This is a genomic window from Actinokineospora inagensis DSM 44258 (assembly GCF_000482865.1).
In the GTDB taxonomy this organism is placed as follows: domain Bacteria; phylum Actinomycetota; class Actinomycetes; order Mycobacteriales; family Pseudonocardiaceae; genus Actinokineospora; species Actinokineospora inagensis.
In genome coordinates, this window is sequence record NZ_AXWW01000094.1 from 1 (window position 1) to 11,023 (window position 11,023).

Consider the following 11,023-nt stretch of genomic DNA (forward strand, 5'->3'; position numbering starts at 1 on the left):
AAGGCCACGCTTTCCAGTGGCCCCGCCTTTTAGCCTTACCCAGGCCACCGCTAGGGGCCCCAAACAAAACAACTTCACCACAACGGGCACCACCGCTTTCATCTGGCGCCCGAGGCCGGCGTCGCCGAAGGCGACCAGGCCGACCCCCGAGGCGCAGCCGAGGCCCAGAGCCCAGACCCCGCCGCAGCAGGGCCGGACCCACTCACCCCGCCAACCCACCACCCGACGAATAATTCGGACTCAACGACAACGCACTGAACCGAAACGGCCGAGCCACCCAATTGAACCCCAACGGACAATGCCGAGTCCCCGCCGGAATATAAACCGACCCGCTCGTCGTCACCGTATGCCGAACACCCGCGACATCAAAATAGATCTCCGCACCAAGATCATCAACATTGTCCGGGTCGTTACCATGCCAAATAAGGACCTCATCATAATCGTGCACATGCTCCTTGACCCACTCCACCGGAGCATCGCACTCGTGAATCCACGTATACGTCAGGTGGATCTTGCTCTCCGGCACCTCCCGCGACCGCATCAGCGCCAGCGACTCGCCGATGTTGTCTGGCTCCACCACCCCACCAGCCGCGCCCTCGTTGACGAGGTCGTCCAGGCAGTTCGGCATCTTCCTGACGAACAGGTGCTCGTACGGGCTGACCATGGTCCTCCATCCTCACGCCCCTGGACGACCGACGGTAACAGCTCCCATCGACGATAAACAACGGTCGTAGACCAACAGCGGGCCCGCCGGAAAGCGGGCCCGCCGTGCCTACCTCGGTTCGAGCACGAACACCGGGATCTGCCGATCGGTCTTCTCCTGGTACTCGCCGTACGACGGGTACGCGGCGACGGCGCGGGTCCACCACTCGGCGCGTTCCGGGCCGTCGACCTCGCGGGCGACATAGGTCTTGGTGGTGGTGCCGTCCTGCAGGTCGAACTCGGGGTGGGCCTTGATGTTGTGGTACCAGGTGGGGTGCTCCGGGGCGCCGCCCTTCGACGCGACCACCGCGTACCGGCCGTCGTGTTCGACCCGCATGACCGGGGTGTAGCGCAGCTTGCCGGTCTTCGCGCCCCGCAGGGTCAGCAGCACGACCGGCGAGCCGAGGATCTTGATCCCCTCGGTCGTCCCGGTCGCCAGGATCTGCTGGGTCTGGTCGCGCACGAACTGCTCGGGGCTGAGCTCAACGGTGTCATCTGCCATGCCCCGGTGAACGTCCGAACCGCCGCCGTCATTCCCCCCGGACGGGTGACAGGACCGCGCGTCACTCAGCGGAGTGGTTGACGATCCAGACGTTGTTGGCGGAACCCAGGGAGGCGGCGGCGGCGGAGTTGTGGGTCTCGTTGTGCACGGTTGAGGTCCCGTGCGGGACTCGACTCGATTCACGGGTGCGGTTGGCGTGGACGCGGGGCGGTAAGAACGTCCGGATCGGGACGGGTTTGGCCGCGCGGAGTCGATGGAGCAGTTCGACGGCGCCCTCCGCGATCTCGTAGCCGTCCTGGCAAACGGTGGCGCGCAGCGGACCGGTACCGGTGTCGATCTGGGCGCACGCCTCGACGATGCCGTCGACGCCGACGACCACCGTGTCAGTGACACCCTCCCAGCGCAGGGCGTCGACGGCGCCGAGGGCCATCTCGTCGTTCGTACAGAAGATCGCGTCGGGGCGGTGGCCGCCGAGCAACCGGGCGCGCACGGCGTTGAGGGCGGCGGCGCGGTGGAAGGCGCAGGTGTCGTCGACCAGCACCGTCGACTCGGGCAGGGCGGCGCGCAGGGTGGCGACGAAGACTTCCTGGCGGCCGGGGTGTTCAGTGCTGGCGATCACGAGGACGAACGGGTCACGGCGGGTGAGGGTGCCGAGCAGCCAGCGGGCCGCGGCCTCGCCGATGGCGCCGGGTGAGTAGCCGATGAACGCCGTACCCGGCGGGTAGTCGGCCTCGGTGGGGAACGGCTCCAGGTCGACGAACACCACCGGTTGGGCGAACTCGGCGCAGAACTCGGCCAGGTCGACGCGCATGTGGTCGGGGTTGGTCGGCATGATGACGCCGCCCGCGTAGTCGGGACGGCGGGCCAAGACGCGGCGCAGGTGGTGGACCACACCGCGCCGGTCGTAGTCGCGGCGGGGGCGTTTGAGGACGACGTCGGTCTGGACGTGGTCGAAGGCGTCGAGCACGTGCCCGATCAGTTCGCCGAGCCAGTACTTCTGGTCGAACGCGGAGACCACCAGGAACACCTGCGCCATCGCCACAGTGTGCCCGGTGCGCGCTCGCGGTGGACAGAAGCGGGGCATTTGGGGGCGGCTGCTTCCGCTCGTGCGGGTGGTTGGTGAGGATGGCGGGGAAAACTTCCGCGGTTCGGGGGAGAACGGCGCCCCGCTCGCCACACACCCCACGACCACACGGCTCGACCTCGGGAGAACTGGCCATGGACAGGGTGGCTGCCGCACAGGGGAACGACGGATCGATGGTGGACCGGTTGCGCGCGGGTGACGCCGCCGCCCGGCGGGAGATGTTCGCGCAGTGGCACCCGTGGCTGCGGGGGTACCTGCGGTCGCGGGTGGACGCGGGCGATGTGGACGACCTGGCAGGCGAGGTGATCATCCGGGCGTTGGAGGGGCTGCGCAACGGGCAGCGGCCGGAGGTGTTCGGGGCCTGGTTGACCGGGATCGCGCGCAACGTCGTCAAGAGGTGGTACGACCAGAAGGAGCACAGGCCGACCGCCTTACCGGAGGAGTTGCCGCAGCGGCCGACGGACCCGCAGCTCGAACTGGACCGGACCGACCTGCCGGACCAGCCCGCGGACCTGGTGTTCCAGTTGAGCAGGCAGCACCTGTGGAGCACCGTCCTGGACGCGGCCCGCGGGCTGGACGGGGACATGGCCGTCATCATGGGCGAGCACCTGCGGCAGGCCGGGCAGCACCGCTGGGTCGTCGGCACGGAGCTGGCGCGGGCGGTGGGTCGACCGGTGGACGTGGTGAACCGCCAGTTCAACCGGTCGCACCGGCGGATGCGGGACCTGGTGACAGCGCTGATGATCGCCCGCACCGGGCAGGGCGACTGCGCCGCGCTGGTCGGGCTGCTGCGCCCGGAGCAACGGCTGCGGCCGAACGGGCTGGTGCTGGACGCGGCCCAGGCGAGGCGGGTCCTCAAGCACGCCAAGGCGTGCCGGGCGTGCGCGCCGCGGGCCCGGCAGGCCTCGGACCTCAGCAGGTGGGCGTTGGGTCCCGGGCTGGTCGGCCTGGCCGATGACGACGACGAGCGGCGCCGGGCGATCGCCGGGCTGTTCCTGCGGACCGGCGAGGCACCCGCGCTCGGGGCGGTGCCCGCGCCGCTCACCCTGGCGGACGTGCGCGCGGTGGACCGGGTGCGGGCCGCGCTGCCACGGTTCGACGGGCTGGTCCGGTTCGTCCAAGAGCACCCTGACCTGGTGCAGCGGGTCGTGGCCGCGGCGGGCGGCGCGGCGGCGGCGGCCACGATCGTGCTGGCCGTGCTCGCCCAGGACCATCGGGACCTCGCGGACCCGCCGCCCCGGGACCTACCCGTCGTCGACACGGTCGACACCGTCGACACCGTCGGCACGACCACCGCGCCGCCACCGGCGACCGGGGGCACGCCGATCCCGTTCGCCCCGGTCGCCGTCACCACATCGACCGGTACCGGCGTGGCCGCCCCAACCCCGGCACCCGCGACCACCACCACTCCAGCAGCGAACGCGCCCGTAGTGAGCACGACCGAGGCCGCCACAACGCAACCGTCCATCCCGATGACCACCGCCGCGCCCAACTCCCCGCAACCCACCACTGCCCCGGCCGCCCCGGCCGCGAAGGCGGTGACCATCGACGTCACCGGTCTGTCCTACGAGACCTTCACCGTCAGTGGGCAGGCCGGGGTGCTGAACGCGCACAACACCCATGAGTTGAAGCTGGCACCTGGCCCGCACACCTTGACCGTCTCGGCAGGCCCGAAGGTCGCGTTCCAGGTCACCCAGGACAACCGCGTCGAGTACGACCCGAGCCTGGAAGGCACCCTCACCGGCGCCGGGACCCCCAGCCTGGTCGTGCACGGTCATCGGGTAACGCTCAACACCGATGACGTGAGCTACTACAACGTCACTGTCACCGGCACCGGTTGGCCCACCGCGTCGACCCGATCCCGCTACCTCTTACCCGGCAAGCACGCCATGGTTTTCCCCGCAGGCAAACAACTCCCCTTCACAGTGACCGGCAACGGTCAGGTGACCTACGACCACTCCCTGGACACCCTGTTGACCGGCAGGGACACCTCGACGCTGGCCGTGCACGGTTACCAGATCACTTTGGACACCAGGGAACTGTCCTACGCCAACACAACCGTCAGCGGAACCGGCTGGCCCGCCTACAACCCCGTCGGCACGCGCCGGTTGGTCCCCGGCTCATACACCTTGAACGGGATGAACGGCAACACCGTCCCCTTCACCGTGACCGACGACGGCACCGTGGCCTACGACTCCACAATGGACAGAATCCTCACCGGAGCGGGGACCTCAACGCTGACCGCGCACGGCCTGCCCGTCACCGTCGACTACACCGACCTGGACGGCACCAACGCGACCCTCGACGGCGCGGGCTGGCCGGTGCCGCAGAAGGTTCGCACCTTCCGAATGCTGCCCGGCAAGCAGAACTTCCGAACCGCCGGCGGCCAGTTCGTCCCCTTTGTCCTGGCCGCTGACGGCAGGATCGACTACGACACCTCCGCCAACAGCCTCCTGACTGGTCGTGGCGGGAACACGTTGGTGGTGCACGGTTATCGGATCACCCTCGACGTTCGGGACATCAGCTACTACAACGCGATGGTCGCGGGTGTCGCGTTCACAACGCCCGCGCCGACGCACGTCGTCCGACTGCTCCCCGGCAGGCAGTCGGTCCTCACGACGAACGGCAACGCGGTGCCCTTCGTCGTGACCGGCACCGGTCAGATCGACTACGACGCGGGCCTGGGCGGAATCCTCACCGGCGCGGGCACCGGGACAATCGCCCTGCACGGATTCCCCATCACGATCGACGCCACCGCGACGGGCCGGTCAACGGTCCTGGTCGGCGGCGTCGGGACCATGGACGCCCGGTCGGCGCACACGGTGAAACTGTTGCCCGGCAAGCACATCCTGAACGACTCCTCGTTCCAGGTGACCGACGGCGGGCGGGTCGACTTCCCAGCAGGCCTTGACGGACTGTTCTCCGGTCGGGGCTCCAGCACACTCGTCGTCCGCAGGTGAGGCCGAGGCCCGGCGGCGGTGCGGACCGCCGCCGGGCCGGGTCACTCATCGCGGGACCAGCAACCGGGCTTCGAGGTCGGACTCCTTGACCACGATGTGCACCGGCAGGTAGTCGCCCGGGTCGATCCGCCGATAGCCGTGCCGCACCACCGATTCGTGGATCTGCTCGGACACCACGACCACCAGGTCCGCCTCCGGCGACCGCTCGAACTCGGCGTAGAGCGGCTCGCCGTCGACCATCCGGCACGCCTTGGTGACGTCCGCGCTCACCCAGCCGTACCGGGTGCGCAAGACCTCACCGGCGTGCACCGCCATCCGCAGCCGGATCCGCAGGTGGGCGGCGACCTCCGCGTTGTACGCGCGCAACACCCGGACCAGGTTCGGCACCACCGGGTCCAGGATGTCCACTTTGGAGATCCCAGGCGGCAGCAGGATGATCATCCCGTCCCCGGTCCCTTCGACCGCCAGCCGCCACCACGGGATGCCCGCGGCGCGGAACGCCCGCCGCACCAACACATCCAGCGCCCGGCGGGCCCGCGCCTGCGCGGGGTTGTCCCACCGGGACGAGCTCGCGATGTCGAACACCACGATCGACCGGTGTCTCGGTCCGGTGAACCTGTCCATGACCACTCCCTCCTGGGTTTGGCCATGACGTGCCGGACGAGGACCCGATCTCCCCGGGTTCTCCCGATTTGCTCCGCTGTGGAGCGTCAAGGAGTGGCGAGTACCAGGTCGCGCAGTTGGCGGCGGGAGCGGATGCCGAGTTTGGTGAAAACCTTGCGCAGGTGCCATTCGACCGTACGGGGGCTGATGAACAGGCGGGTGCCGATCTCCGGGTTGGACAGGCCTTCGCGGGCGAGGCGGGCGATGTGGAACTCCTGGGCGGTCAGGTCCTCGTCGGCGGGGGCGGCGCGTTTCCGGACGGTTTCGCCGGTGGCGAGGAGTTCTCGGCGGGCGCGGGCGGCGAAGGCGTCGACGCGCATGGCGGTGAGGTGGTCGTGGGCGGTGCGGAGGTGATCACGGGCCTCGACGCGGTGGCCTTCGCGGCGGAGCCATTCGCCGAACAGGAGGTGGCCGCGGGCGAGGTCCACGCGCATCGGGGTCCGCGCGAGATGGTCCAGGGATTCGCGGTGGAGGTGGTGGGGGTCGCCGAGAGCGGCGAGGGCGCGGAAACGGGCGTCGATACCGAGGTGCCAGTCGGTGGGGGTCGCGCGGGCGCGTTCGGCCGACCGGTTGAGGGCGGTGGCGAGCGAGGCGTCGTCGCCGGTTCGGGAGGCGGCCTCGGCGAGTTCGACGGTGGCGGGCATCAGGGTGCCGAGGGCGTGGTCGGGGACGCGGGCGGCGGCGTCCAGGGCGGTGTCGTGCCGCCCGAGTCCATTGTGGAGGACGGCGGACGCGTACTCGGTCAGGCCGTCCACCTGCTGCCCCCGGAACGCGGCGAGCAGAACCCCGGCGTGGCCGACGGGCCCGGTCCGGGTGACGTCGGCGATCGAACGTTCCTCGGCGATGGCGGCCTCGGCGGCGACGAGGTCACCGGTGTGGATCTCCACCTGGGCGAGGAAGTCGAGCGCGGACTGGAGGGTGACCAGGGCGCCCATCTCCCGGGCGAGCTGGACCTGGCGGGTGGCGACGGTGCGCGCGGTGGCGAAGTCGCCCAACTCGGCGGCGATGACACCGTCGTGCTCAGCGGCTTTCACAAGGGGCTCGGCGGTATAACCCTCGGTGAGACGACTGGCGAGCGCGTCGAGCACCAGGTCAACAGGGCGGGGCGGCTCTCGGCGCGGGGCGGACCGGGCGGCCGCGGCGGTCGACGGGTCAGCTCGGATCGCCGCCAGGTGGGCCTCACGGGCGAGGTCGGGGTCGAGCGGGGCGAGACGGTGGGCGGCGTCGAGCAGCAACCCGGCCGCCTCGCTCCCCCGCCGCTGGTCGACGGCGATCCGGCCGCGCAGATAGGTGACCTCGGCAGCGCGCCTCACGTCGACCGGACCGGCGTCGACCGAGGTCAGCACGTCGAGCGCGGGAGCGAGCACACCGGCGGCGTGGTTGAGCCGGGCCGCGGCGAGTTCCCGGTCGGCCCGGCGGTCGGGTGCCGGGGTGAGCCGGGCCGCGTGTTCGAGGACAGCGGCGGCCGCGACGAGACCGCCCCTTGCCCGGACCCGGTCGGCGGAACGCTCCAGGTCGACGGCGATGTCCTCGTCCGGGATGACGGTGGCCAGGGCGCGGTGCCAGGCTCGGCGGTCCGGTTCGGTGGTGACCTCGGCCAAGGCGCGGTGCGCGTCCTGGCGATCGCGGGTCGACGCGGAGCGGTAGACGGCCGAGCGGACCAGCGGGTGGCGGAACCGCACCCGCGGCCCGAACTCGATCAACCCGCTCTCCTCCGCCGCGGTCCCCGGGTCGGCGCCGAGCCCGAGCACCCCGGCCGCGGCCCACAGCAGCGTGGCATCCCCCAGCGGCTCGGCAGCGGCGACCAGCAGCAGTCGCCGCGTGTCGGCGGGCAGGCGGTCGACCTGGCGGACGAAACCCTGTTCGACGTCGGCCCGCTGGGCGGTAAACCCGTCGGTCAGCTCCGCTTCGGTCCACGCGCGCGGCAACTCGACGATGGCAAGAGGGTTGCCGCGGGCCTCGGCGATGACGCGGTCGCGCACCCTGGGGTCGACCGGGCCCGGCACAACCGAGTCGAGCAGGACCCCGGCGTCGACTTTGTTCAGTCCACCGATGACAAGTTCGGGCAGCCCGGCCAGCTCGGGGGCGGCGTCGCGGGTGGCGAACACCAGCGCGATCCGCTCGGCGAGCAGCCTGCGCGCCACGAACGCCAGCACCTGCGCGGACATCCGGTCCAACCACTGGGCGTCGTCGACCAGGCACACCAACGGCTCGCCCTCGGCGACCTCGGCCAGCAGCGTCAGCACCCCGAGGCCGACCAGGAACCGGTTGACCAGGCCACCCGCGCTCAGCCCGAACGCGGTGCCGAGGGCGTCCCGCTGGGGTCCGGGCAGGCGGGTGACGTGGTCGAGGAAGGGGGCGCAGAGCTGGTGCAGGCCGGAGTAGACCAGTTCCTGCTCGGACTCGACCCCAGCCGCCCGGACGACCCGGCAGCCCGGGGCGTGCCCGGCGAGGTGGTCGAGCAGGGAGGTCTTGCCGATGCCCGGGTCACCACGCAGGACGAGGACCTGGCTGCGGCCCGCGCGCGCCCGCTCGGGGAGCCGGTCGATGGCGGCGCACTCGTCCTGCCTGCCGAGCAACCCCATGCCGCCACTCTAGTCAGTGACTCGCAAGCCACCCCCGGGTCACCGGTGGACCAGGGTGTTCCACGGGTGCGAGCCGGGTCATCGCGGCGGGATCGTTGAGCCATGGAAATGAGCCTTGAGGTCGTGGTCCTGCCCGTCGCGGACGTGGATCGCGCCAAGCACTTCTACCAGGCCCTCGGCTGGCGGCTGGACGCCGACTTCGCGGGCGCCGACGGGTTCCGGGTGGTCCAGTTCACCCCGCCGGGCTCCGGCGCGTCGATCATCTTCGGTACCGGCCTGACCGAGGCCGCGCCCGGGTCGGCCCAGGGGCTGCACCTGGTCGTCGCCGAGGTGACCGCCGCGCACGCGTTCCTGGTCGACCACGGCGTGGCCGTCAGCCCGGTGTTCCACGACGCGGACGGCGTGTTCCACCGCGCCGGGACCACCGGCCGGGTCCCCGGCCCCGACCCGGCCCGCCGCAGCTACGCCTCGTTCGCCTCCTTCACCGACCCGGACGGCAACGGCTGGGTCCTGCAGGAGATCACCACCCGCCTCCCCGGCCGCTGACCCCCAGGAGCCCACCCATGATCACCTTCCGCGACACCGCCGACCTCGAACAGGCCCTCCGCCGAGCCGCCGAGGCGCACTCCCGCCACGAACAGCGCACCGGCCACCCCGACCCGGACTGGCCCCGCTGGTACGCCGAACACCTCACCCGCGAACACCGCTTCGCCCACCTCCCCACCCGCGTGGACCCCACCGGCACCACCGCCCCGACCAGCCATCCCCTCACCCCCACAGACCAGGACGTCCTCCACTACGCCGCAGGCGGCCACGACTGGGGCGACCCCACCGACGCCTAGACGCCTCGTTCAGACCACGAACACCAACACACCAACGATGACCGCGACAACACTGGGCAACCGACACCACGCGCGTCGCGACCGGACCACGTCGACCACGAACCGGCCGAACACCACCAACGCCACCGTGGCGGCGATCCCGGCCGTGACCGCGTGGACATCACCCGGAACATCGGGCTGCTCAAGCCTGCGCACAACCAACAGCAACGTCGAGGCCAGCGCGGCCCCGAACACGACCTGCGCCACCACTTCGTACGCGATCGACGCCACCCGTGCCCGGTCCTGCCGCTTCCCCGGGATGAAAGCCCAGGCCGCGCCCGCGAAGTAGCGACTGGCGAGCGCACCGAACCCGATCACGACCGCCCCCACCAACCAGGGCACGACATACCCACCGCTCAACGACCACACCGATGTCGCCGCGAACAGGCCCACCACCGGGTGCCCCACGACGGTGAGCGCCCAGGAGGCCCGGAACCACCCCCGGGCCTCCGACAGGTCCAGCGGGTGGACCAGCGGCCGCACGGCCGGATCGGGCAGGTCGACCAGCTCAGTGATCATGATTGCTCCACGGGACTTCGTCGATGAAGGTGTCCAGGTCCTGCTGCCCCCGGCCGATGTCGTAAACCTTCTGCCGCGCCACACCCAGGTGCGCCGCGACCGAGACGGCGCTGTACTCGTCCAGCAGCTCCCGCACCGCCCGCGCCCGCACCGCCGACGCCCGCGAGTTGAGGTGCGCCACCAACGCACTGACCTCCGCCGCGAGCAACGCGACCGCGACCGCCCCGCCGAAGTAGTCGGCCCACCCCTCGTCCGCCCCGGTGGCCGCCGCGCAGAGGGTGTCCCCCGCGTCCGCCAGCACAGCCCCCACCTGCCCCGCCGTCACCCCATTGGCGACAAAGCGATCCCGCACCGAGTCACGAACCTCAACCGGCCGATGCGCCAGCACCGCCGCCCACATGTCACCCCGGGGTTGACGAGCCATACGCTCAAGCGTGCTGCACGCCGCCAAGCCCTGTCAACCCCAGGGTGACACATGCCCCGACGTGCGAGGATGGCCGCCACCCCCCGTGACCCAAGGAGCCCCCACTTGAGCAGTCTGACCGTACGCGTAAAAGCACGCACCAACCCGTACAGCTACATGCTCGACGCAGACGACCTACACGCCCTGCTGCTCGACCTGGCCCGCAACCGAGCCGCCAGCATCGAACACAACCACGCCGCAGGCCACTACAACCGCACCTCCATGGCATTCGTCATGATGGACCCCACCGCCGACCCCTGGGTCCCCCACCACCAGGCCGTCCTAGCCGCCCTCACCATCGGCGACGACGCCACCCGCTTCCTCCCCAACGCCGCCGCCAAAGCCGCAAGCCACCGCCGCCTCAACCGAAACCACGGCGAAGCCGCCCTCACCGACCCCCACCTCTGCGGCACCGGCGCCTTCCGCTACGGCCACTCCGCCAACATCCGAGGCCAAATAGTCGGCGCCAGCTCCCAAACCCCCGACCAAGACCTCGTCGAAGCCGCCCACCTCGCCACAGATTTCGTCAACGCCATCAGCACCCACCACCACACCTGGCAAGCCACCACCCCCCAAACCTATTGGTTCACCAAGGACACCACCCCCCACCAGCCCTACCGCGACATGGTGTCCTTCTTCACCACAGAGGCATAAAACCCCACCC

11 protein-coding genes are annotated in these 11,023 nt (G+C 70.8%); 4 read left to right on the plus strand and 7 right to left on the minus strand.

Features of this window, described 5'->3' with window-relative positions; translation table 11 throughout:
* Nucleotides 1–202: 202 nt before the first annotated feature.
* From H504_RS0125600 to H504_RS36970, 3 genes are all read right to left on the minus strand, one after another.
* Complete coding sequence (locus H504_RS0125600) at nucleotides 203–664, minus strand: cupin domain-containing protein (protein WP_026425110.1); 462 nt, start codon at nucleotides 662–664, stop codon at nucleotides 203–205.
* A 108-nt stretch (nucleotides 665–772) separates the two neighbouring features.
* Nucleotides 773–1,204 (minus strand): nitroreductase family deazaflavin-dependent oxidoreductase, encoded by a 432-nt coding sequence (locus H504_RS0125605; RefSeq protein WP_026425111.1) that lies wholly within the window; start codon nucleotides 1,202–1,204, stop codon nucleotides 773–775.
* Nucleotides 1,205–1,265: 61 nt separating this feature from the next.
* Nucleotides 1,266–2,240, minus strand: coding sequence for a sugar ABC transporter substrate-binding protein (locus tag H504_RS36970; protein WP_051386261.1), 975 nt, complete (start codon nucleotides 2,238–2,240; stop codon nucleotides 1,266–1,268).
* A gap of 182 nt (nucleotides 2,241–2,422) precedes the next feature.
* On the opposite strand from H504_RS36970, the gene H504_RS0125615 reads away from it, so the two are divergent.
* Nucleotides 2,423–5,248, plus strand: coding sequence for an RNA polymerase sigma factor (locus H504_RS0125615; RefSeq protein WP_026425112.1), 2,826 nt, complete (start codon nucleotides 2,423–2,425; stop codon nucleotides 5,246–5,248).
* 45 nt (nucleotides 5,249–5,293) lie between these two features.
* Here H504_RS0125615 and H504_RS0125620 read toward each other — a convergent pair whose 3' ends face one another.
* Nucleotides 5,294–5,872, minus strand: coding sequence for a hypothetical protein (locus tag H504_RS0125620; protein WP_035306089.1), 579 nt, complete (start codon nucleotides 5,870–5,872; stop codon nucleotides 5,294–5,296).
* 86 nt (nucleotides 5,873–5,958) lie between these two features.
* Nucleotides 5,959–8,496, minus strand: a complete 2,538-nt coding sequence (locus H504_RS0125625; protein ID WP_035306097.1) for a helix-turn-helix transcriptional regulator — start codon at nucleotides 8,494–8,496, stop codon at nucleotides 5,959–5,961.
* A gap of 102 nt (nucleotides 8,497–8,598) precedes the next feature.
* On the opposite strand from H504_RS0125625, the gene H504_RS0125630 reads away from it, so the two are divergent.
* Nucleotides 8,599–9,042: a VOC family protein gene (locus H504_RS0125630; RefSeq protein ID WP_026425115.1), complete on the plus strand. Its 444-nt coding sequence runs from the start codon at nucleotides 8,599–8,601 to the stop codon at nucleotides 9,040–9,042.
* Between the two features lie 17 nt (nucleotides 9,043–9,059).
* Complete coding sequence (locus H504_RS40520) at nucleotides 9,060–9,338, plus strand: hypothetical protein (RefSeq protein WP_084468207.1); 279 nt, start codon at nucleotides 9,060–9,062, stop codon at nucleotides 9,336–9,338.
* A 9-nt stretch (nucleotides 9,339–9,347) separates the two neighbouring features.
* Here H504_RS40520 and H504_RS0125640 read toward each other — a convergent pair whose 3' ends face one another.
* Entirely contained in the window at nucleotides 9,348–9,896 is a 549-nt protein-coding gene (locus H504_RS0125640; RefSeq protein ID WP_026425116.1) for a hypothetical protein, read from the minus strand.
* The gene (locus H504_RS0125645) at nucleotides 9,886–10,320 is read right to left on the minus strand and encodes a hypothetical protein (RefSeq protein WP_157440632.1); all 435 of its coding nucleotides are present in this window, start codon (nucleotides 10,318–10,320) and stop codon (nucleotides 9,886–9,888) included. Before H504_RS0125645 ends, H504_RS0125640 begins: the two co-directional genes overlap by 11 nt.
* Nucleotides 10,321–10,425: 105 nt before the next feature.
* On the opposite strand from H504_RS0125645, the gene H504_RS0125650 reads away from it, so the two are divergent.
* Nucleotides 10,426–11,013: a hypothetical protein gene (locus H504_RS0125650; protein WP_035306099.1), complete on the plus strand. Its 588-nt coding sequence runs from the start codon at nucleotides 10,426–10,428 to the stop codon at nucleotides 11,011–11,013.
* Nucleotides 11,014–11,023 lie beyond the last annotated feature (10 nt).